Source organism: Collinsella aerofaciens ATCC 25986 (genome assembly GCF_964239575.1).
In the GTDB taxonomy this organism is placed as follows: domain Bacteria; phylum Actinomycetota; class Coriobacteriia; order Coriobacteriales; family Coriobacteriaceae; genus Collinsella; species Collinsella aerofaciens_BQ.
This window is the reverse complement of sequence record NZ_CAXSQQ010000021.1, coordinates 1-23228: the sequence shown is the minus strand read 5'-3', so window position 1 is coordinate 23228 and position 23228 is coordinate 1. Positions and strand designations below refer to the sequence as shown.

Sequence of the window (23228 nt, the reverse complement as noted above, 5' to 3'; positions counted from 1 at the left end):
TCAACAAACTATCTCCGTGCGCGCTTGTCCTGCTGGTCACGGTGCTGCTTAAGTGCCTCGCGTTCCTTACGCTCGACTCTTTTGCCTTTAATGGCCGTAACCACAAAGTAGATGACCGCGGCGGCAACGATTGCGCCCACACACAGGCCAATCGAGCCCAACATTGCTGTGAAATCCATACCGCGTCACCTCTCTTTTAAACGGGACATTCAAGATAGCACCTCAATACCCGCCACCACAGCTCCTTCACGTTCGCCGGTCCTTCGGTCTAACGGATGGCGCGGCGGGGAAAAATCAACTCGTCAAACGATTTAGCAAGCACAACGCTGTCGGCACCCCGCCGGCCACCATCGCATAGAATCGAGCCCCCATGGATACTCTCAACGATTTGAACGAGCGCGTCGACGCCTTTGTCGGCACCAGCTCCTTCGACGCGCCTGCCGCGACTAACGACCAGACCCCCATCGATGTTCCCGCCGAGGTTCACGAGGACATCGTCGCCTCGGTCGATTTTTCCGAGGTCGAGCTCGCAGACGAGTTCACCGAGCCCCAGGTAGCCGTGACCCCCAACGGACTGCTCCCCATGGAGCCGCTGCCCATCGACGGACGCCTGCGCAAGGCGGCCCTCCGCATGCCCGACGAGATCGAGGAGGCCAGCGGCTTTACGCTCTTCGGTCGTCGCATCAAATCACTTATCTACACCACCGACGTCGCGGTCATCCGCAACTCCAACGCCGATGCCGTCTTTGCCGTTTACCCCTTCACGCCGCAGCCGGCCATTACGCAGGCGCTGCTGACCGTTGCCGAGTGCCCGGTCTTTGTAGGCGTGGGCGGCGGAACTACGACCGGCAAGCGCTCCGTACAGATGGCAGCCGTCTCCGAGATGCAGGGCGCGGCGGGCTGCGTGGTCAACTCCCCCGCCACTGCCGAGATGGTCGAGCACATCACCAACATCGCTGACATCCCCGTCATCGCCACGGTCGTACGCTGCGACGATGATGCGCATGCCAAAGTGCGCGCCGGAGCCAAGATCCTCAACATCGCCGCCGGCAAGAACACGCCGCAGGTTCTGCGCGAGCTGCGCGAGCACTATCCCAACCTGCCGCTCATCGCACCGGGCGGCAAAACACCCGAGAGCATCCGCGAGACCATCGCCGCCGGCGCCAACGCCATCATTTGGACGCCGCCTTCGGCCCAGCAGCTACAGACCGACATGATGCAGCGCTACCGCAAGATGAAAGAAGACGCCACGCCCGTCATCTCGCGCGACGATGTGCCCATTATCGACCAGGTCGCCGCCGCCGAGGTCAGCCAGGTCGAGAACATGAATCCCGACGTGCCGATTCCCGACGAGGTTATCGAACGCGTCGCTTCGATCCACGATCATATCGAGGAGCGTCGCGCCAACCGTGGACTCAAGCCCTCGCTACACGGCTTCTTCTTCCGCGGAAAGAAACGCTAACCGTAAGAGCAAGGCCCGCCCCACAAACGTGAGGCGGGCCGTTTTCGTTTGAGCAATCGTGCGCGACGTGATGGGTCAAGTTAATCCACGCGTTTGTCACCCATAAAGAAGAGCGCCACCGTACCAGGTCCGGTGTGCGAACCAATCAGAGCACCGATATTGTTGATCTCAATCTTGCCTTTGAGCTGCGGAACTTGTTCCTCAATCAGCGCCGCAACGGCCTCGGCATCCCCGCGGCACGCCGAGTGCGACATGATGCACTCGCCCGAATAATCCGCACCGTCCTGCACGTGTTTCATCATGGTCTTAGCCATCTCGGAAATCGCGCGCTTCTTGGTGCGAATCTTCTCACGTGGCGACAGCCCACCTTCGCAATCGACCGTCATAAGTGGGCAAATCTTAAGCGCCGTGCCGATGATCGCGCTCGCAGCCGAAATGCGACCGCCGCGCAGGTAGCTCGACAGATCGGTCGAGAAGAACCAGTGGTGAAGGTTGAGTTTATGCTCCTCAATCCAAGCGGCCGTCTCGTCGAGCGAAGCGCCGCTATCGCGCACGTCGGCGGCATATTCCAGCAATAGGCCAAAGCCCGAAGACGCCGCCAGCGAATCGATGACGCGCACCTTGCCGCCCTGAGGATAGCGATCCGCGAGCATCTGTGCCGCAACGCAGGCCGATCCATACGTGCCCGAAATACCCGACGACAACGCCAGGTGCAGCACGTCTTTACCCTCGGCAACAAACGGCTCCCAAAACTCCTCGTACTCACCCACGCTCACCTGAGACGTCTTGGGCATGGCGCCCGCGGCAATCTGGGCAAAAAACTCGTCCGGCGTAATCGACTGATACAGATCGTCCGTATAGACAACATCGTCGATCTCGTAATGAAAACACACGACAGGGATATTGCGCGACGCAAAGAACTCACGGGTTCGGTCGGCGGCGGATTCACAGGTCAGGACAAAATCACTCATATGAGGCTCCTTAAGTACTACTGCGCAAATTATCGCACAGCAAGCCTAAATACGATACAAACGTCCACTATTTACCAATTCGAACCATTTGCATTGAATATCTTTACCACCATCGTCTCCACCGACCCCACGCATGAATATCTGAGAAATCACCCCCTTCGTCTCCACCCAACCGACACATCAACCTCAACTAAATCGATTTACCAAACCGTTCAGCCGACAATTCAGCCGCCGGCGCAAAATCGAAACAAAGCCAGCGCATACTGATAAACGTTTGACGCTGTTTATCAGTTTTACCAACCATATCGGAAGGTGTTTCATGGTCGCATTCGATCGCAACCCGCAAGACTTTAAGTATCTGCGTCTGCTGTCGAGACAATTTCCTACCGAGCAATCCGCGTTCACCGAGATCATCAATCTCTCGGCCATTCTCAACCTGCCCAAGGGCACCGAGCATTTTATGAGCGATGTGCACGGCGAGTACGAAGCCTTTATGCACATCCTCAACAACTGCTCGGGCGTTGTGCGCGAGCATGTCGACGAGATCTTTGGCGACACGCTCTCCTTTGACGAAAAGGGCGAGCTGTGCACGCTCATCTACTATCCGCGCGAGAAGATCGACCTGGTCCGCAGCCGGCGCGAGGACTCGCCCACCTGGTATAAGACCATGCTCGACCAGCTCATTGTGGTCGCCCGCTCGCTTTCGAGCCGCTATACCCGCTCCAAGGTGCGCAAGGCCATCCCTCGCGATTACGCCTACATCATCGACGAGTTGCTGCACACGCATCCGGATGAGAACAACTACCGCGTGCGTTATCACGAGCGCATCGTGGAGTCCATCCTAGAGACCGCAAGCGCCGACGACTTTATCGAGTCGCTCGCCTCGCTCATCAAGCGCCTGGCCGTCGACCACCTGCACCTGGTGGGCGATATATTCGACCGTGGCGGCGGCGCTGCCAAGATTATGGACCGCCTGCTCACCTATCATTCGCTCGACATTCAGTGGGGCAACCACGACCTACTGTGGATGGGCGCTGCGGCCGGTGAGCCCGCCTGCATAGCCACGGTGCTGCGCAACAACCTGCGCTACGACAATTACGAGATCCTCGAGAACGACTACGGCATCTCGCTGCGCGAGCTCGTCGCCTTTGCCGATGCCACCTACACCGCCGGTGAGTCCATCACCCCGCTGATCAAGGCCATCAACGTGCTGCTCTTTAAACTCGAGGGCCAGATTATCCAGCGCCACCCCGAGTTCGACATGACCGACCGCCTGCTGCTCGACAAGATCGACTACGACGCCGGCACGGTCACGCTTGCCGACGGCAGCGTGTGGCCGCTCACGACCAACGACTTCCCCACCGTCGACCCGACGGACCCCTACACGCTCACGCCCCAGGAGCAACATATCATCGACAAGCTCGTGTCCGAGTTTGTCACCGCCGATCACCTGCATCGCCATATCGATTTCCTCTACACCCACGGCTCGATGTACAAGGTCACCAACGGCAACCTGCTGTTCCATGGCTGCGTGCCGCTCAACGAGGATGGTACCTTTAGCAGCATGAACTGTCTGGGCACCTGGCACGCAGGCCGCGATTATCTCGATTTTTGCGACCGTATCGCCCGCCGCGCCTGGCGCGTGGGCGACCGCGACGCCCTCGACTGGATGTGGTACCTGTGGATCGGCTTTAACTCACCCGCGAGCGGTCGCCTGGTGCGCACCTTTGAGCGCGCCTATATCGCCGATAAGAGCACCTGGGTCGAGCCGATGGACCCGTACTTTACGCTAACCAAGTCGCCCTCGGTCTGCGCCGACATCATGCGCGAGTTCGGCGTTGCCCCCATGGCATGTTCGCCGACCGGTCACATCATCAATGGCCATACGCCCGTCAAGACCACCAAGGGCGAGCAGCCCATCCGCGCTGAGGGCAAGCTGCTGGTCATCGATGGCGGCTTCTGCCGCGCTTACCATCCCAAGACGGGTATCGCCGGCTATACGCTCATCTCGAGCTCGCGCGGCTGCCGCCTCAAGTCGCACCGGGCCTTTACGACGGTTGCCGAGGCACTCACGCGCAACGTGGACATCGAGAGCGAGACCAACCGTTTTGACCAAGCAGACCGTCGCCGCATGGTAAGCGACACCGATACTGGCGCCAAGATCCGCAGCCAAATCCAGGACCTGCGTCAGCTGCTCGATGCATATAGAAACGGTGCTATCGAGGAGCGTGCCTAGCACCACCCGCGGGGATTGGCTAAACTTGCTGAGTTTGTCATACCCGCGGCGCTTCGGCGCCAGCTTAAGGCAGGTACCATGCAAAAGCTCCTTGCGCAGATCATGAAATTTGGCGTCGTCGGTGTCATTGCCACGGTTATCGACTTTGGCATTATGAATCTGCTCCACTACGGTCTGGGCCTCAACATCCTAATCGCCAACACCAGCGGCTTTATCGTCTCGCTCATCTTTAATTACGTCGCCAGCATGAAGTACGTGTTTGCGCACAAGGAAGGCATGAGCCGCCGCCGCGAGTTCATCATCTTTGTCGTGCTGTCCGTGATCGGTTTGGTGCTCAACGACGGTATCGTGCTGACGCTCAACGCCGGTCTGGGGCTCGAGGCCAATATCGCCAAGATCTGCGCCACCGCGCTTGTCATGGTCTACAACTTTGTGACCCGAAAGATCTTCCTGGAGGGCGACGAGACCAAGTAACTCGCAACCTTACAGCCTTACGATGCCCACGGACAATGCGCGCTCAGCACAGTATCGCCCGTGGGCATCGTTCGTTTACGAGCAAATTTTCAACGTTTGCGGATTAGCTCTTGAAAATTTGGCGAGTTCATATAGTTCTTGGCAAAGACCTTACTTTTCCCTTGCAAAAGCTCTAAAGTATCCTCTGCTCGATTCATCAACGCATTGGATGTGATTACGTGCGCAAGGCACTGGCACAACCTCATACCAAGCAGTTCCTCAAGTTCGCTGTCGTGGGTCTTATCTCCTTTGGCATCGACTGGGGCATGCTTATTGCGCTCGTCGAGCTGTTCCACCTCGACTTTTTGATGAGCACGACGGTCTCGTTTACCACGTCCGTCGTGGTTAACTACTGGCTCAGCATGAAGTACGTGTTCGACCATCGCGAGGGCATGAGCCGCAAGCGCGAGTTCACGATCTTCACCATCCTGTCGGTAATCGGTCTGGGCCTCAACGACCTGTACATGTTTGTGGGCGTCACGTTTTTGAGCATCGGCTACCAGGCTATGAAGGCCATCGCAACGTTCCTCGTCACCTGGTACAACTACTTTAGCCGTCGCTTCTTCCTCGAGGGCGCACGGTCGTAGTCGATTCACTATTTGCTTGAATGTATAACCGGTTGGAATTCCCGTTCCAATCGGTTTTTTGTTTGCCGAGATCCCAGGCGACCCCGTCCAATTCGCATGAAAAACGGGCGGCCCGGATGTTTGTCCGAACCGCCCGTCTGGCGCGCTATGTCGAGGTCTCTAGCCTGTAACGTAATACCAGACTACGTTGTCGCCGTTTGAGAGAACGTAGTTGCTGCAGGCCGTCATGGGCGTTGTGCCGTTGACGGAGTACATCCAGCCGCTCGTGCCGCCGTACTGTTTCTCGGCCAAACCGCCAATCGCGGAGACATACGTGCCGTACGATAAGCCATGTGCGTTGACAGAAAGGCCCAGCGCGCAAAGGGCATCGTAGACGGTAGCGCCTTCGTTAAAGGTAAAGGTGCCACCAGAGGACACAGGATTGCCCACAGAGCTCGATGTGACCGAAACCGTCACCGTAACGTAGTTGGACTCCTGCGAGCCGCTCTGGCCGCCCGAGGAGGCGTTTCCACCATTAGAGGATGAGGCTCCATTAGACGACTGGCCACCGCCCGAAGAAGCACCACCAGACACCTTGGAAGTATCGCCGGCTCCCGTATTCTGGGCAGCGGATTTATCGCCAGACTTCTTGCCGTCCTGGTCCTCGGACTTCTTGCTATCCGAGTTTTTGTCCGATTCCTTGTCCGAAGACTCGGAATCGTCCTTGCCGTCGTTCGAACCCTTGGACTCATCTTTTGCGTCATTCGATGACTTGGAATCCTTGGAACTGGCCTCGCCCGAAGCGGTAGACGAGCCAGACCCATTGTCATCCTTGGAAACGACGCTCTCCCCCGTCACGGACTGAAAAATCCAATCAACGGACCAGGCGCCGCTCTCGGAGGGATGGACAAAGCCCAGCGAGACGACGATCAGAATGGTGCACGCGGCAGTCAGAACGCCAAGGAGCGCTTTGTGCCGTGGGGCGGGCGCCGCCGAAGCGGCGCCCTTTTGCTTTGGATCATCGAGCTGGATAAACGAGGAGTCGGGCTGTTGCCCGCTGGTCTCCTTGGGCTTATCGGGCATTACCGTCACCCTTGCCGCGCTTGGTCAGCACGAAGACGGCGATGAGCGCGAGGCCAATCACGCCGGCGGCGATGCCAACGATGGCGAGCGGATTGGTGCCAGTCTCCTGCTCGGCAGCACTAGAGGACTTCTTAGCGGCGGTCGTGGAAGCAGCACCCGTATCGGACTTGGAATCGGACTTCTTGTCGGACTTGCTGTCCTTCTTGTCAGACTTCTTGTCAGACTTCTTCTCGTCCTTCTTATCGGACTTATCGGAGTCCTTCTTGTCGGACTTGTTGTCCTTGGTCTCGGTCTTGGTCGACACCGTCGTCTTGGTCGTTGGCTTATGACCCGGGGCGACAGCGCCGCCCTTCGAGCCGGAGCCGGAACCCGTGCCAGTGCCAGCGCCAGTGCCGGAACCAGTACCGGTACCAGAACCGCCGCCGCCATTCGAACCTGCGCCGCCATTACCGCCATTGGAGCCTGAACCGCCATTGCCGCCAGGGTTAACGGCATTCTTGGTCCACTTGGCATACAACGTCAGGTCGGCCGTCACCGGCGTGCTGAAATCATACGCCTGCACGCAAGCCTCATCGGTGAACCAACCGCCGAAAGTGTAGCCATCGCGCGTCGGATCGGCCGGCTTAACCAGCTTGCCATCGGCCGTAGCAACAAACTTAGTATTGCAAGCAGACCCGCCGTTGGAATTAAAGACAACCGTCCAAGACTCAACGGCCCCAAGCTTGAACAGCGTGCCCGAGTCATTGATGTAGTACAGGTTGCCAGATGCATCGGCAATGACCGGAGAGTCACAGTACTGGTAATGGCCAGCCGCATCATAAATCTGCGTCGCCTCTGCATCGCCGAGTGTATAGCGATACACGCCACCACCAGCAGAGTAGTTGACGTAATCCTTGCTATCCGCGCTGTTAACGGTAAAGTACACATAGGTCTTGCCGCCCTGAACACTCACCAGCGGAGTAGCAGCAATACCGTTAAATCCGGCCGGTAGCTCTTTACCGTCAGCAGCGGTGACCATCGTGGTCTTACCAGTCTTCAGATTATAGAGAACCAGAGCAGATCCAGTAGCCGTCTGCCCACCGACAATCAAGTTGTCGCCAGACATCGCCGGGGCGCTCATGTTATTCGTAAGACCCAGGTCGACCGTCTTCTGCTCGCTCAGCACGCCCTTCGCCGAAAGCGAAATCACATGGAGCTTTCCGTCGTGCGTCATCTGATAGAAGGTCGAGCCATTGGACGGATCGGCGACGCAGTCAGCGTTCGCAAGGGTGCCGAGCTTCATGGTCGAAACGACATCGCCCGTTGCCTTATCAATGCACTTAAGCGTACCTGCGCTCGTGGGGACGATGGCGTACTTATCCGTCAGGGCAGCGCCAGTCCAATAATAGCCCTCAGCTGCGTCGATGTTCTGCCAAGAGACTTCGCCTGTGGTGATCTTGATGCGCGTAAAGGAACCGTTGACGTATTTCTTCCCATCAGCCGTGCCTACATAGACGTACTCGCCGTCCGAAACGACGGTGCAGGAGCTCTGCGTCAAGTCCGTCAAACCAGGCGTCAGCCACTTGCAGATCAGCTTGTCTGCAGTAATCGCCTGGACCGCACCGCCGTTGAGCGGAACGATGATAAGGCCATTGGTATAGATCGGACGAGAGGTATAGCTCACCTTGGAGGCAAGCGGCGCAGAGGCAACCTTTTTGCCCGTGGACGAATCGATCTTAATGAGCTCGTTCTCGGTCGCGATGTACACAAAGCCGTTAGCAATGACAGGCTCGCTGCAGTTGGCATACTGCTGACCAGACTCGGCCTTCCAATCGAAGGCCCACTTAAGACCGGCGGCCTGCGCAGGCGTCTTGGCATCCGTTACGGTCGAACCGTTGCCACTGTTGCCGTAGCCGGCCCACTCGGCATCCCAATCAGGAGTCGTCGCGCTCGGATCCACGACAATCTTGTCGGGATCGGGCATGGGCGATTTTTCGGTGGTGTAGGCAAATGTAACCTTGTCGCCGCTCTTGAGCGTGACCTGGTTGGCACAGAGAGATGAGGACTCTCCGTTGATATACAGATGCCAGTATTTACCGGTCGCACCATCATAGCCGTAAGACTTGTCTTCGAACGGCGAAGTAATGGACCAGTATGCACCACTCTGGGAGGCCTTGTAATCAATGCCCTTCGCCTTCAGAACCGTCTCAATAAGGTCCTGAGCCGTAGAGCCTTCGGGCAGGGAAACATTGCTTGCCGAGCCCCAGCGAGTATTGTTGCCGTTGACATCGGGGCCGATGATATCGGCGGATCCAAGCACCTGACCAGGGAGGGCATCGCTGTCGCCAGCATACATAAAGGTGACGGCGTCACCCTCATGGAGCTCGTAGGCACCAGCGCCAACGTCGGCGAACTTGTACTTTGCGTCGGACTTGCCCTTTACGTAGAAGCGCCAATAGCTATTGGTCGCAGCATCAGAGCCACAATAGGTCTTACCGTCAAGCGGCGAGGTAATGCCCCTAAGGTACCAACCCCAAGACTCTTCTGTAGCTTTGAGTTTAAGACCAGTCTGCTCCAACAGGTCCTTAGCAGTAGAGCCCGCCTTGAGACTCGTCTGGCCCGTCGAAGCCCAAACCTGCTGCTTGCCGTCCTTGTCCTTGCCAAGCACCTGAACGGAAGCATGGACAGAATCGGACGGCAACTGGTCTCCCCAGCCACCGTAGAACCACGTGACGGTATCGCCAGCATGGATGGTGACATTGTCCGCCGTATAGTCACTCGACTTGCCGTTGATAAACAGCTGCCAATAGGTCGAATAATCTTGGGGCGTACCCAGCTCAACGCCGTTGTACTTAAGGCTCAGAATGAAGGAGCCCGCAGCAAAGGCGTCGATGCCATTCGCCTCGAGCGCGACCTTCGTAAGGTCAAGTGCGCTCGAGCCGGACGTCACCACATACTGCGCGTTATCGACCCAAGTCTGAGTCTTGCCCTGGGCATCGCGACCAATGACGGTCACATTTGCGGCAACCTGGTCCTTAACGACAGGGGACGAGCTACCAGCCGTATAGGCAAACTCAATCTTCTGCCCCTGGGTGAGCTTGACGCTGCTCGCGCCAACCGAGGAAGACGCGCCGTCGACGAACAGCTGCCAGAAGGCATAAGTCGTCGGATCGTAGGCAAGCGTGCGGCCATCGCTCGGGGATGTGATGCTTTCGAGGTAGAAACCGTATGCCGTGTTCGGATCGTAGTCCGCCTTGAAGCCCGTCTTCTCCTGCAGCTTAATGAAGGCATCCGCAGCCGTCGCGCCCTCGTCGAGCTTGAGCTGCGTAGGTGCCACCCAGGTCTGAGCCTTGCCGTCGGCATCGGTGCCGATAATCGAGAACGAGACCTCGACTTGCTTCTTGGCGACATCGCCGGTTTCTGTCGGGCTCTCTGTCTGGACGGCAGTCGCGGCGGCAGATCCTGCTTGGCCAGCGGATGCCGTCGAAGACCGCTCGCTCGTGGCAGGGCTCTCCCCCGTCGCCGAGCCTTCGTCGCCAGCTGCCGCCCCTGTTGTGGCGGTACTAGCTGCAGGCGCGCTCCCAGAATCTGAAACCTCAACGTTGCCCTGGTCGGCAGCAACGTCCGCAGGCGCTGCACCCTCGTCCGGCGTCGTAGCCTGAGCCACAGCCTCGGCAATGCCCTCGGCGCCCTCGGCCCACAGCTGAGCCGGCGTGGTGCCAAAGGCCATCGCGAAGGCCAGGAATGCCACCAGGCAGCGCTTGGCTACACCGCGTGCAATCGCGCCACGGCGATGCAACGAGGCGCGCTCGCGCTCGTCCTCAAACATATCCATTTGTCCCCCATTGTCTGTACTCGGAGCGTTGCCTTGAGGCTGCCCCACGTCATCGCGCATGTTGCGCTCGAGTTCCCCCATCGGGGTCCCCTTCCCTCCAGAGCCCTATGCACACCGACGGCATACGCCGCAGCCGCATGCAAGATGGGAGGCGATCCGACTTAATCTTAACGGCTCAGGCGCGCCGTCCGATCTGCGACGCGAACATCCCGAGCCAAGAGGAATTACGGTTACTGGTACAGCTGGGGACTTGCACCCCGATTCTCCCAAATGCGCAGGATAACCGCGCATTCGTGCGTCTCCGCACCACCATCTAGGCCATCGATTATTACCGTCAAAATGGTATCACGCAAAAGGGCCTCGCACGCAGGCGAAGCCCAAGGTAAAAGCTATTGTTTGCGATAGGAAAATGCGGTGACGGCCGCAGCCTCTAGTGCTTGCCGCCGTGACTGTTGAGCCAGATATTGCGGCCCAGCATAAGCGCCAGCACCAGCGCGCTCACGTAGCCCATAAAGCCAATGACCGGGATACCAAACACAACCGGCTCGATGCGCGCGTAGTACACCACCGACGAACCGATAAACAGACCGGCGATCACAATTGCCATCGACATGCGGTCGATAATCCCACCTAGCTGTCGCAGCGCCTTATCGCTGCTCATGATCTGCGTGTTCACCTTAAGCTGGCCGCGCGTGAGCATGCGCGACGCCAAGCCCAGATACTCGGCCGCCTCGAGCGAGCCTTTTGCCGCGCGATAGCTGCTCGCCGCAAAGTCGCGCCCCATTTCGCGGACGCGCGCATAGGTGCTCTTCTCGTTTTTGATGTGCGCTTGGATGATCTGGATCATGTTGACGTTGGGCATGTACTCGGTCAGCAGACCCTCGAGCGTCACCATGCCGCGGGCGAACATCGTCACCACGCTCGGCAGCTCAACGTCGTTCTTGCGCGCCAGGTTTAGCAGCGAGGTCAAAAACTCGCCGATATCCAGGTCCTTAAGTTCAAGACCCGCAAAGTCGGCGACGATAAAGTCCAAGTCGGACAAAAAGGCCGAATGGTCGAGCTCGGCGGAGTCGCCGCGCGTCACGGCAAAGCGCATGAGCGAGTCCTTGAGCTTGGGCACGTCGCCCTCGGCCACGGCGAAAATCATGTCCTTGACGATACCGCGGTCGTGACTCGACATGCGCCCGACCATGCCCAGGTCGATAAAGTAGACGATGCCGTCCTTGAGGATGATGTTTCCCGCATGCGGGTCGGCATGGAAAAAGCCGTCATCGAGCACCTGCGTCGAGTAATCCTCGACGATTGCGGCACCGATCTTTTCCAAGTCATAGCCCTCGGCCACCAAGCGTTCAGGATCGGCGATCGAAATGCCGTCGACGTAGTCCATAACCACCACGTGCTCGGTGCACAGGTCCAGATAGGATTTAGGACACGTCACGCCATGAACGCTCTTATGGAACTCGTAGAAGTCGTTGAGGTTTTTGGCCTCGGCCAAAAAGTTGGTCTCCTCGCGAAACGAGGTCCACAACTCCTCGACTACGCCGTGCAGGTCAACAAATTGATCGGTGTTGACGAACTTGGAAACGATACGCACCACCGAGCGGATGATATCGATGTCCTGTGCCATAACCTGCTGCGCACCGGGGCGCTGCACCTTGACGGCCACGTCCTCGCCCGTCACCAGACGAGCGCGGTGCACCTGCGCGAGCGATGCGCTACCAAGCGGATTGGGGTCGATCGCATCGAACATCTCTCCCAGGCGCAGGCCGTATTCTTCTTCCAGACAACTGAGTACGACCTCGTACGGCACCGGCTCCACGTCGGAGCGCAGACGACGCAGCTCGTCGCAAAAGCGTTGCGGCAGAATCTCGGACCGGTTGGCCAGAATCTGCCCCATCTTGACGAACATGGGGCCGAGTTCCTCGAGCAGGCGGCGCAAACGAACCGGCGTGAGGTTATCCCACACGCGGTACTTTTTGACCAGGCGAACAATCTGCCCGATGCGCTCGCGGCGACCCGCCGGCGTGAGCTGGTATTCCTCGTCCGGCGCCATCGCGTCGGGCTCCTCGGGCACCATATCGACAGCGCGCGGCTTCTTGCGAGCGCCCGAGACGACGGCGTCGGCCTCATCGACAACCGCCGCCTCGTCACCCAAGGGATCTAGATTGTTGTAATCGGTGGTGGAATCTGCCATCTGCGCTGCTACTCGGCCTCTTCGGTATCCTTCGCATCGTCGGGCTCAACGGACTCGACGGGCACCGAGGTCACGTTGTCCTCGACCGAATCAACGATGTCGCGCACATGGGCCAGGAAGGCCGTACGCTCGGGGGCAGTCATAACGCGGACGCGAGCCAGGATGAGCTCGTCGAGCACGCGCTGGGCCGCGGTCTCGCCCTGCATACCCAAACGCTCGGTCAGGTCGGAGATGGTGCCACCCGCCTGCTCGAACATGTCGGACACACTGCGGGCGATATCGGGGGCGCCTGCGTCCTTGCGCACCTGCTCGCCCTTGGTATTGAGGTCGTCGAGGACCTTCTTGCCGCCCTCGACGGCAACGGCAGCGGCGCCGAAGCCCACGTTGATGGCACCGTTAACAAGCTGATCGAATTTCATAACCATGGTTGGCTCCAATCGTGAACAACTGCATTGGCCTTCTTGTACCCAAGATTGGGTGAACGACACAAAATCGTTTTACCGCCAAGATAGAAATCGAGCGGGGCAAAGCCTTTGACGGCGTTTGCCCCGCTCGCTCGTTGCAAGGTTGGCTTTACCTTACGTTGTCGTTCATCGCGAAGGAGTTCTTCATGGCACAGCTCGTGGTGTAGAGCACCTTGCCCAACAGGGCATCGGTCTCCACGCGCACGAGCTCGGCAAAGGCCTCGTTGGCGCGGGCGAGCTCGGCAGGCACCTCGGCCTCGGGCAGCGCGGCTACGGCAGCGTCAACGTCGTGAATCTGTTTGTGGCCCATGCCGCCGACTTTCTCCTGATAATCCTCGACCGCGCGACCGCACTCATGGAAGCGGACGTCAGCCAGCGCGCCGATCAGGCGGTTGGCCCAGTAGAAATTCTCGGACGTCACGCGAGCCTGGGTGTCGGCATAGTACTCGGGCATGGTCTCGACATTGGCGTACAGCGGCACGAGTGCGTTAAACGAGTTGGAGCCAAACGCCATCCACTGCACGGCGCGATACGCCGGCTGCGCATAGGGACGCAGCTGCAACACGGCGAGCTGGCTGTTGCGGTTGATGCCGATGGGGCGATAGGCGCCGCGCGTGGCGGGCGTGCCCTTGCTGCCGTAGCAGTCGTACTCCGTACCCTGGTAGTGGCTCGAAAGCACGTACTTGATGTCCTCGATGGTCACCTTGCGCTCGGGCACGCGGCTCCAGGGGATGTCGTCGCTCTCGGGCGTGTAGTCGGCCTCGGGACCGTCCCACACATCGCTGGGATTGAGGCAGCGCTGCATGTACCAGGCGCGCGGCGTGTTGTAGACGTGATCGCTGTCGCTGTGCGAGCCAAAGGCCTCACGCGGGTTAAAGACCGCGGCGGGACCGTCGCCCTCGACGCCCAGCGTCAGGTCCAGATGCCACTCGGCCATCCAGGAGCGCAGGTCGGCGGAGCACATGTGGTCGACCTGGGCGCCCTCGGCGTCGTCCAGGTCAAAGCTATCGATACCCAGCTGGTTGGGCATGGTCACATAGGCGTCGTCGGGCACGCGCTTGGCGATCCAGTGGTGGCCGCCGATGGTCTCGAGCCACCAGATCTCGTCAACGTCACTAAAGGCGATGCCGTTGTTCTCGTAGGTGCCGTAGCGCTCGAGCAGGTCGCCCAGGATACGCACGCCGTCGCGGGCGGACTTGGCGTACGGTAGGACCAGGGTCACCATGTCCTCCTCGCCCAGACCGCCGGGCTGCGCCGGAACATAGCCTTCGTCGCCCTCGTTGCCCTTGGCGGGCACGTAGTCCACGAGTGGATCGGCGCCGCGGACGCGCTCGTTGGTGGTAAGCGTCTCGGTTGCGGACATGCCAACATTGAGCTCGTTGAAGCCGGCCTCGGCCCAAATGCCATGGCCTGGGACAACGTCGGGGACGCTCGTGTAGCGCATGGGATTGTCGGGCAGCTCAACGGTCAGGTGGCTCAGGACACTCGTGTAGACACGCGGCTGCTCGTCGGGATGCACCACGCGCATGCGCTTGGGCTCAAACACCCCGTTGGACGAATCCTCGTTGCGGGCGACCAGCGTCGACCCGTCGTAGCTCGCGTTCTTACCAACCAAAATCGTTGTGCACGGCATGCGCATCCTCCTTGAGCGAAGAAATCAAACGGGTACAGTGTATCGCTTCAGCGAAAAAAGGGCGAAACCACGGCACCTCGGAACCCCTGTGGTCAAAAAATGCCAAATATGAGTACTGTCACCAATTTAGTAGCAGCAAATTTCCTTGTAATGAGTGCCGAAGATCCCTATTTGTCCAAAAGTGAGACAGCGTTATTCCCCATAGGTTCAATAAAATGGGCTTCCTAACGAGAATGAATATCGTTTGGAAGCCCAAAAGACGTAAAACATATGTGACTATCTTGGCAACAGTACTCATATTTGGCGCTTTTTGACCACGTGGTATATGGCTAACCCCTCAAACAGCCCAAAACGCCTATTTCGATGCACGCTCCGACGCCTCAATCACGTGTTTGGCAAGGATAGCCGTCGTTACAGCCCCCACGCCGCCCGGCACCGGAGTAATTGCGCCAACAACCGGCTCCGCAGCATCAAAATCGACGTCCCCGACCAGCTTGCCAGCGGCTTCGTCCCAATTAATGCCAACATCGATGATCGTCTGGCCCTCGCGAACCGCATCCGCGCCAATCGTGCGCGCGCGTCCAACGGCCGCAACCACAACATCAGCCGCACGGCACTCGGCAGCCAGGTCACGCGTATGCGTATGGCACGTCGTCACCGTGGCATTGCGAGCCGTAAGCATGGCGGCAACGGGACGGCCAATCACCAGCGACCGACCGACAACCGCGACCTTGGCCCCATCCAGCTCAACGCCATAATGGTCCAGCAACGCCAACACGGCCTCGGCCGTGCAAGGAGCAAAGCCCTCGCCTCGCCCAGAAAGCGTGGTAAGCAGCGAGGCCGGCGTCATGGAGTCAACATCCTTGGCGGGATCAAGCGACGCGGCAACCGCATCCTCGTCAAGCCCAGCAGGCAACGGACGAAACATCAGGCAGCCATGAACAGCGGGGTCAGTATTGATGTCCCCAATAACCGCCAGCAGCTCGTCCTGCGAAACATCGACAGGAAGTAAAACGCGGCGAGCCTCGATGCCAACCTTCTCGCAGCGCTTGAGGGCGCCGCGCTCGTAGGATAGATCGTCCTCGCGCTCGCCCACGCGAACGATGACCAGCGTCGGCACAACGCCGCACTCGCGCAGAGCGGCGCAGCGAGCAGCGAGCTCCTCGGTCAAAGCGCGGGCAACGGGAGCCCCTTTGAGCAGCTCTGCCATGGCTATCCCCTCTTCCTGGCGGCGTCGGCGGCGCGGCGCGCCAGCGCATCGGCGCGCGGCAGCCACGTATCCAGCAGCTCATCGCACGCCGCCTCAAGCTCCTCGGCGCGCGCCCGGTCTTTCATAGACGTAGTGTTGGCAAAGAGCGTCAGGCTCGCTCCCTGCATGGCGGCGCGGCAGAACACGGCACCGCACGCCACGTCGGACAGCAGCTGGCGCGAGCCCTTGTCCGCCATGTCCTCGAGCAGCGCCAGTGCGCGGCCGCAGGCGTCCATAATGCGGTACGGTGGCATGGCGGCCACGTGCAACGCGTCCTGAATCGCCGCAGGTCGAGCCGGGTCCTCGCGCGGAATACCATACGCCGCGGACACCTGGCCGTACGCGCGAACGTCCTCGGCGACCAGACCCACAAGTTCCTGCGCCAAATCATCCGCTTGGGCAAATGCGCGCGTCAGATCGTCTGCGCGATCGGAAAGCGCGGGATTGGTCGCCCCATAGCGAGCGACCATCCCACAAAGCGAGGCGCCCAGCGCACCCACAAAGGCGCTCGCGCTGCCACCGCCGGGAACCGGCTCGCGCGCGGCAAGCGCCTCGGCAAACCCGCGGCAGGTCTTGTCCATCATCTCTTGGCTCATACGCATGCACCTTCAAGTCATATACATCGGTCGGGTGGAAACCGCCGACCGACCGCATCGATCACATAATGGTGCTAAGTCTAGCCCATAAGTACATAAGCGTCAGCGCACCTGGCCATCGCGGATTTCTATGACGAACGATAGGCGTCGGCACCGCAAACATGGGACACATGGCCCACCTTTCGAGACTCCCGAGCAGCACAAGCTGGGGCATATCTATAAGTAAGGAACCCGTTGGGGAACGGCCGCGCAACGACCACAAGCGATGAACGGAGGCATAAGTCGCACAGTACACAGAGACATCCGCCGCCAGCGCAATCAGTACCCCAACAGCATGCGGCGCCGTGATGTCATCAGCAGACAAGGAGGACGCCACCATGATGAAAAAGACCCTATCAATCCTTTCCCTTTGCATCGCCCTCTTTGCCGCGCTCGCCCTTGTGGGCTGCGGCGGGAGCGCATCGGGGGGCGGCAGCGCCCCCAAGAGCGAGAGCAAGGAAAAGGCCCCCGTCGCCAAGAAGACCGACTACATCTGGTTTAAGGTCGAGATGCCCGAGGGCGTCGGCGTAAGCGACTCTGCCGGCAAGAATGCCGACAGAGTCCAGCTCACCTTCCCCGAAGACGAGAACGCCTCGGCCGATCGCTTTATCCCCGTTTGGAAAAAAGCGCTGACGGCCGAGGAATCCCACGCCGACCAGGCGGAAAAGAAGGGGGATACGTTCCAGTGGAAGGATGGCGGGTCCGTCGAGTATAACGGCAGGACGTGGCTCGTCGGAACATACGAGGACAACAGCGGCATCTCAACCATGCTTTTTACCGATGTTGAGCCGGGAAGCGTCTACGTCCTCATCTCGAACTTCGACCAGCACAAGAAAGAAGCCGAGACACTCCTCAACTCCATCGAGTTCGCCGATGACATGGAAGAGGCAGTTTCCGAGGCACGCGAAGTCGAGATTTCGAGCATCGAGATCAAGTAACGGGACACCCGCACGCGCCTACGCGCACCCGCGCACATGCGCCCCATTAAAACAACGGGCGCCCAACCCGGGGAGGGCCGACAGCACCAGCCCTCCCCTCTTTTACGCCCGAACATATTGCCACTTAACGGCGCAAATCCGGCCCTCAGAATGGGACACATGGCCCACCCTAGCGAGCCGTCCACGCGTACAGTAAAGACAGGTAATCCATGGGCGGTTACAGATCGAGGAGGACACGACCATGAAAAAGAAGGCCTTTGCGATTCTCACCCTCTGCATCAGTCTCTTTGCCGCAGTTGCCCTGGTGGGCTGCGGTGGCAGCGGCGACGCTACCGGAAGTGGCGGTGGCGGCGGGGCAGAAAAGCCAGCCGTGGATATGAGGACCGACTTCATTTGGTTTAAGGTCGAGGTTCCCGAGGGCGTCGAGATCACCGACGTTGCCGGCGACACGGCCGATAGGACCCAGTTTAAGTTCACCGAGAGCGAGCACGCCAGCGATCGCTTCATCCCCGTCTTCGACTCTGACAAGAACGCCGATGAGCTGTTCGACTACGAGGCAAAGTGGAAGGCCAGCTTTGAGTGGACCGAGAATGACCCCGTCAAGTACAACGGCAAGACTTGGCGCAACGCTTCCTATACACACTCGGGCGGCGTGACGACTGAGTACTTCACCGAAGCCGGCGGCGGCAGCGTCTACGTGAGCATCGACAACGTCGAAGAGCACAAGGACGCCGTCGAGACCATGATGAAGTCCCTGGAATTTGCCGATGATATCGCCAAGGCCAAGACCGAGGCTATGGATGTTAAGCTCGACGATATCGAGATTAAGCGCTAAGCGACTGGCGAGCGCAACGGGAAACACGAGCGCAGCGAAGCAAGCGACAGTAACCCAGCGCTTCGTACCAAGGGAGGGTCGGCTCACCGGCCCTCCCTTTCTTATGCCGGTAGCTGGCGAACGCGAGGATGCCGGACTCCAAAACTATCCCAAGCGCGCCAGTAGCACCAATAGACAAGCGCCTCAGCACGTCCGCCCGCCGATCAATAGCGCCATGCAGACAATTTAAGCCGACGCCTTTAAACATCTGGGCAGTATAGTATCCAAAACGAGCGCATAACCGCACCCTGCGAACGGAGGAGTTATGACCGAACACCACGCCATCAGCCGTCGAGCATTCACGTTGGGCCTAGGACTCGCAGCATTGTCGCCTTTTGTAAGCCTGCCCGAAACCGCGGGATTGGGCCTTCCCGTGCGCGCGGCATTTGCAGACGACGCTGCCACAGCGTCGGACAGCCTCGACAATTTCGTCATTCGCCTTCGCCCCGCGGGCTATTTTCGCACCGCGAGCGTCAACCAAGACGGCAACGTTCGCGGCAACGTCTGCCACCTGTTTAACGACGGCACGTCCAGCAAGCTCATCCTTGAGAACGTAACGACCAAGAAGGACGATACAAACTGGTACGCCATCCGCACCTTGCTCAATTTCGAAGAGCATAAAAAGACGGGCTACAGCATTTGGTCGGTCGACGACGACTCGGACAAAGATGGAAAGGTCATCCACGTATGGGGCGGCGAGTATGACAACAAGCCCAGCCGCGCTTTTGCGTTCGAGCGTCAATCAAACGGAACCTATATCATCCGAGACCGCACGGTCGAGAAAGAAACCGAGAAAAAAGACATTAAGTACCTGGCAATAGAATCGAACGGCGAAGACCAGGACAACAATAAGATCTGCCATAAGAGTAAGAGCATTCCGTGGGAGCTCGAACTTATCGGTTACGACATGAAAAAGAACGATGCCACGGTTAGCAGCCTCGACTGGATCACGTACAGCAGCTACGTCGACGGACCATGTTGGATGAAATACGTCGACGACAACAAGTTCCTCGACGAGCTGAGCATCCCGGGTACGCACGATTCGGGCACCTGCAGCGTGGACAACGACACTGAGCCCCAATCCTCGCAAGTAAAATGCCAGCAGGATTACATTCCCACGCAGTTGCTCGAAGGCATTCGCTATTTTGATATCCGGCTCGGAAAGGGCGATGACCCCGGCATCGACCACGGGATTTTCTACCTACTCAAAAAAGACGGGAACTATCTGCATCTCTCCGATGTCATCGGGTACTTCAAAACGTTTTTGAACGAAAACCCGTCAGAAGCGCTCATCATGCTCGCATCGCGCGGCAACGATGAGGCTACCGACGAAAGCATAACGACGGCCTTCGCCAAGGTTATGGCCGATAACCCCAACCTGTTCTACACGTCGAGCCACGTCCCCACGCTGGGCGAGGTGCGCGGAAAGATCGTCCTGCTGCGTCGATTTGGGCTCGCCGGCAACAGCGTAAGCGGCCACACGTGGGGCCTCGACCTCACCCAATGGGATGACAAGATCAAGGCGCATTCCGGGCAGTCGATGTGTCTCGTCCAAGACGCGCGGGGATTTGAAGCCATAGGGGAAACGGGCAATGAAGAGCCCTATTGCACCAAGGTATACGCCTAGGACAAGTACAAACTCACGGGAACCGACAAGCTCAGCTGGGTCGATAATGCGCTGAAGGAAACGACCGGGCGCACGCGCAACGAGGTAGATGTCGAGGACGATAACGGGGCCAAGGAGAAAGTCCTGGAGCGTTGCTGGTCTATCAACTACACCAGCTGCACGGGCTTGTCGCACGGAGGCAATCCTTTTACCTCGGCACGAGTAGTCAACGAGCATCTGTATAAGAGCCCGTACATCAATCCCAGCGGCATCGAGGATACAAAGTCAGATTACCTCAAGCACATTGGCATCATCGCATCCGACTTTGTTGATGCGGCGCTGGCCCGGAGCATCTACCAGCGCAATTACGATACGGAGCACAAGCAGACGGCTTCGTACTATCTCCCGTACTATCTCCCGACCCGCATGCGCATGACGTACGGCGACTCGCTGAGCGATGCCTCATTCCAGGATGGCAAGACCGTTGGCGAGGGTCATTTCCGCCTTGCCGACAGCAGCAACGCGCTCAACGTGGCCGCTTCTGGCAGCGCGTTTGCCATCGAATACGTGGATGTCGACGCCCTGGACAACGAGACCGCTACAGGACTGCAGGGCTTCGTGCCCATCGATATCGATCCGCTCGCGCTGACGCCCCATTTTGAGGGACTCGAAGGCCTTAAGGCCGGCGAAGACGTGCGCGCCAAGATTGCGGCATCACTCGAGGGCAAGCTCGAAACCGATGCCTGCACGGCCCAGCTCGAGTTTGTGCACGACGCGAACGGCGCTCCGGGCACGGCAATGGCCGAGGGCGAAACATTTGCCGCAGGAACGTACTGGGTGCGCGTGAACGGTCTCTTGGGCGACGCGGCGCAGAACTACACGCTCGCCAGCGACGGAGCCGCAAGCTTTACCGTAGCGGCCTCGGGCAGTGCAGGCGGCGCCGGCACCGGCACGGGTTCCAATGCAGGCGGCGCCGACAAGAATGGCAAGGACAACAAGAGCGACCAGGGCAAGGGCTCGGGCGGAAAACTCGCCGACACGGGCGATGGCTCCGGCATTGCCGCCGGGCTCGCCGCTGCCGCCGTGGCGACGACGGTCGCCGGCGCAGCGATGCTTGCAAATGACCGCGACAATACCGAGGACGTTAACGAATAGGCAAGCCCGCCTTTTAGACACATCGACTCAATCGGGGGCGCAGGATACCGTTCTGTGCCCCCGATTTTTACTTTGGCCCGAACGCCGCCATAGGCTACATCACCATGTTCAGCGCGTTAACAAACTCCTGGGCCTTCGCACGGCTGCTCAGGCTAAAGACGCAAGCGGTTAACAGTCGATTGCGCAGAAAAACGTCGCGGCCCTTGATCCTGTTGACCCCCGTGATGTCCTTAAGATAAACAATCTCGGTGTGCTTGCCGCCGAAAGTGCCCTTCTTGAGCACCTCGATACGGTTGGGGTAGATCTTGACGTCTTTAAACCTACCCGAACCCTTGTCCTGAAACAGCAAGGTGTTGTTGTCCATGCGTGTCACTCCCGTGGGGTTCGTGAAAACTGTCTCTATTGCCACATTTTAGTCACCGCAAGGCTCCCATGCGAAGGTGCCAGACAGCACAGCAATTCGTGTCCGCGCGAGGCTTTAAACTAAATGCGATAAAGATGCATTCCACAAGAGGAAAGTGGGGCGACAGTGATGGGCGAACTGGTAAACCGTGGAGAATCGGCAATCGTGCCCGAAGGTTTTTACAAGCAGGTCTCCTCAATTCTCAACGCCGCTCGCGACAAGGCCTATACCGCCGTTAACTTTGCGATGGTTGAGGCGTATTGGGAGATCGGCAAGAGCATTGTTGACGAGCAGGGCGGAGAGGAGCGCGCAGCATATGGGGAGGCATTGATTGCAGGCCTCTCCAGAAGGCTTACCGCGGATTTCGGAAGAGGCTTTGGCATCGCAAACCTTCGCAATATGCGTCAGTTCTTTCTTGCGTTTCCAATTCGCGACGCACTGCGTAGCGAATTGAGCTGGACTCATTACCGCAGGTTGATGCGCATTCCCGACCCTGATGCTCGCGCCTGGTACATGAACGAATGCGCCGATTCTCGTTGGAGCACGCGTCAGCTCGAGCGCCAGATCAACACCATGTTCCGCGAGCGCCTACTTGCCAGCAAGGACAAAGAGGCCGTCACCCAGGAAATCCAAAAGAGCGCCCCGGCTCGTCGCCCCGAGGATATCATCCGCGACCCATATGTACTGGAGTTTTTAGGTTTCTCGGACGATGCTACGTTTCATGAGAGCGATCTAGAGCAGGCGCTCATCACGCATCTTCAGAAGTTCCTGCTGGAGCTTGGCCGTGGCTTCGCTTTCGAGGCGCGCCAAAAGCGCATCACCTTTGATGGGCGCCATTTCTATATTGACCTTGTTTTTTACAACTATCTGATGCGCTGCTTCGTGCTCATCGACCTTAAGACCGATGACCTTACGCATCAGGACCTGGGCCAGATGCAAATGTATGTGAACTACTACACGCGCGAACTCATGAACGAAGGCGACAATCCGCCCATAGGCATCGTGCTCTGCGCGGACAAAAGCGATTCGATCGTCGAGTACACGCTGCCCGAAGACAACGACCAAGTGTTTGCCGCCAAATACCTGCCATATCTTCCAAGCAAGGAAGAGCTGGCGCGCGAGCTGAGTGCCGAGTACCGCGCCATCAACGAAGCGACCAATGGCGAAACGCAAGGGTAGCAGCACGTTGCGACCGAAACCACCGCAGCCGTCGCAGGCGCACTCGCGGTTGCGATGCACGCTACAAAACAATACCGGTCATGGACGCCGGCAACGACATTCTAGCCGTGGCTGGCGAGCGTGACCTGACAGGCAAAGACGCGGCCTTCGTCTGATGTGGGCCCATTGGCTGCCACAGACGATATGAGCAGGACATAAAAACATTGAGAGCCCCTGCTGCATGAAAGACCGCGGATTAGGCCGACAATGGTGA

The 23228-nt window shown here is 58.9% G+C and carries 19 protein-coding genes; 9 read left to right on the top strand and 10 right to left on the bottom strand.

The features are described 5' to 3' along the window. Positions 1–8 precede the first annotated feature (8 nt). Positions 9–179, bottom strand: a complete 171-nt coding sequence (locus tag ACESUZ_RS08290; protein ID WP_368145472.1) for a hypothetical protein — start codon at positions 177–179, stop codon at positions 9–11. Positions 180–370: 191 nt separating this feature from the next. On the opposite strand from ACESUZ_RS08290, the gene ACESUZ_RS08285 reads away from it, so the two are divergent. Then, positions 371–1462: a beta/alpha barrel domain-containing protein gene (locus ACESUZ_RS08285; RefSeq protein WP_373199538.1), complete on the top strand. Its 1092-nt coding sequence runs from the start codon at positions 371–373 to the stop codon at positions 1460–1462. Between the two features lie 80 nt (positions 1463–1542). On the opposite strand, the gene ACESUZ_RS08280 is transcribed toward ACESUZ_RS08285, so the two are convergent. Continuing rightward, positions 1543–2433: a DegV family protein gene (locus ACESUZ_RS08280; RefSeq protein ID WP_373199536.1), complete on the bottom strand. Its 891-nt coding sequence runs from the start codon at positions 2431–2433 to the stop codon at positions 1543–1545. Positions 2434–2752: 319 nt separating this feature from the next. Here ACESUZ_RS08280 and ACESUZ_RS08275 point away from each other — a divergent pair, with 319 nt between their 5' ends. The 3 genes from ACESUZ_RS08275 to ACESUZ_RS08265 all read left to right on the top strand — a co-directional run bounded on the left by ACESUZ_RS08275 (position 2753) and on the right by ACESUZ_RS08265 (position 5769). Next, complete coding sequence (locus tag ACESUZ_RS08275; RefSeq protein WP_373199534.1) at positions 2753–4669, top strand: fructose-1,6-bisphosphatase; 1917 nt, start codon at positions 2753–2755, stop codon at positions 4667–4669. Between the two features lie 78 nt (positions 4670–4747). Beyond that, complete coding sequence (locus ACESUZ_RS08270; RefSeq protein ID WP_373199532.1) at positions 4748–5143, top strand: GtrA family protein; 396 nt, start codon at positions 4748–4750, stop codon at positions 5141–5143. Positions 5144–5361: 218 nt separating this feature from the next. Then, complete coding sequence (locus ACESUZ_RS08265) at positions 5362–5769, top strand: GtrA family protein (protein ID WP_055250894.1); 408 nt, start codon at positions 5362–5364, stop codon at positions 5767–5769. 159 nt (positions 5770–5928) lie between these two features. Here ACESUZ_RS08265 and ACESUZ_RS08260 read toward each other — a convergent pair whose 3' ends face one another. From ACESUZ_RS08260 to ACESUZ_RS08230, 7 genes are all read right to left on the bottom strand, one after another. Beyond that, a complete protein-coding gene (locus tag ACESUZ_RS08260; protein WP_373199530.1) occupies positions 5929–6831 on the bottom strand; it encodes a DUF4430 domain-containing protein in 903 nt (300 codons plus the stop codon). Further along, entirely contained in the window at positions 6821–10645 is a 3825-nt protein-coding gene (locus ACESUZ_RS08255) for a DUF4430 domain-containing protein (protein ID WP_373199528.1), read from the bottom strand. Before ACESUZ_RS08255 ends, ACESUZ_RS08260 begins: the two co-directional genes overlap by 11 nt. A 430-nt stretch (positions 10646–11075) precedes the next feature. Next, on the bottom strand, positions 11076–12839 hold the full coding sequence (locus ACESUZ_RS08250; protein WP_373199526.1) for an ABC1 kinase family protein: 1764 nt from the start codon (positions 12837–12839) through the stop codon (positions 11076–11078). Between the two features lie 8 nt (positions 12840–12847). Beyond that, positions 12848–13264 (bottom strand): hypothetical protein, encoded by a 417-nt coding sequence (locus ACESUZ_RS08245; protein ID WP_373199524.1) that lies wholly within the window; start codon positions 13262–13264, stop codon positions 12848–12850. 148 nt (positions 13265–13412) lie between these two features. Then, the gene (locus ACESUZ_RS08240; RefSeq protein ID WP_373199522.1) at positions 13413–14936 is read right to left on the bottom strand and encodes a C69 family dipeptidase; all 1524 of its coding nucleotides are present in this window, start codon (positions 14934–14936) and stop codon (positions 13413–13415) included. A gap of 355 nt (positions 14937–15291) precedes the next feature. Beyond that, entirely contained in the window at positions 15292–16146 is an 855-nt protein-coding gene (locus ACESUZ_RS08235; protein WP_373199520.1) for a bifunctional 5,10-methylenetetrahydrofolate dehydrogenase/5,10-methenyltetrahydrofolate cyclohydrolase, read from the bottom strand. A gap of 2 nt (positions 16147–16148) precedes the next feature. Continuing rightward, positions 16149–16781: a cyclodeaminase/cyclohydrolase family protein gene (locus ACESUZ_RS08230; RefSeq protein ID WP_373199518.1), complete on the bottom strand. Its 633-nt coding sequence runs from the start codon at positions 16779–16781 to the stop codon at positions 16149–16151. Positions 16782–17158: 377 nt separating this feature from the next. Here ACESUZ_RS08230 and ACESUZ_RS08225 point away from each other — a divergent pair, with 377 nt between their 5' ends. From ACESUZ_RS08225 to ACESUZ_RS08210, 4 genes are all read left to right on the top strand, one after another. Then, positions 17159–17758 carry a hypothetical protein gene (locus ACESUZ_RS08225; protein WP_373199516.1) on the top strand — a complete coding sequence of 200 codons (600 nt, stop codon included), beginning with the start codon at positions 17159–17161 and terminating at the stop codon, positions 17756–17758. 241 nt (positions 17759–17999) lie between these two features. Then, complete coding sequence (locus ACESUZ_RS08220; protein WP_196025218.1) at positions 18000–18593, top strand: hypothetical protein; 594 nt, start codon at positions 18000–18002, stop codon at positions 18591–18593. Positions 18594–18897: 304 nt separating this feature from the next. Beyond that, on the top strand, positions 18898–20259 hold the full coding sequence (locus tag ACESUZ_RS08215) for a phosphatidylinositol-specific phospholipase C domain-containing protein (protein ID WP_373199514.1): 1362 nt from the start codon (positions 18898–18900) through the stop codon (positions 20257–20259). A 165-nt stretch (positions 20260–20424) separates the two neighbouring features. Continuing rightward, complete coding sequence (locus ACESUZ_RS08210; RefSeq protein WP_373199512.1) at positions 20425–21393, top strand: hypothetical protein; 969 nt, start codon at positions 20425–20427, stop codon at positions 21391–21393. Between the two features lie 94 nt (positions 21394–21487). Here the strand turns inward: ACESUZ_RS08210 and ACESUZ_RS08205 are convergent, their stop codons facing one another. Beyond that, on the bottom strand, positions 21488–21757 hold the full coding sequence (locus ACESUZ_RS08205) for a hypothetical protein (protein ID WP_022095134.1): 270 nt from the start codon (positions 21755–21757) through the stop codon (positions 21488–21490). A 168-nt stretch (positions 21758–21925) separates the two neighbouring features. Between ACESUZ_RS08205 and ACESUZ_RS08200 the strand changes: the two genes are divergently transcribed. Continuing rightward, a complete protein-coding gene (locus ACESUZ_RS08200; protein WP_373199511.1) occupies positions 21926–22975 on the top strand; it encodes a PDDEXK nuclease domain-containing protein in 1050 nt (349 codons plus the stop codon). Positions 22976–23228 lie beyond the last annotated feature (253 nt).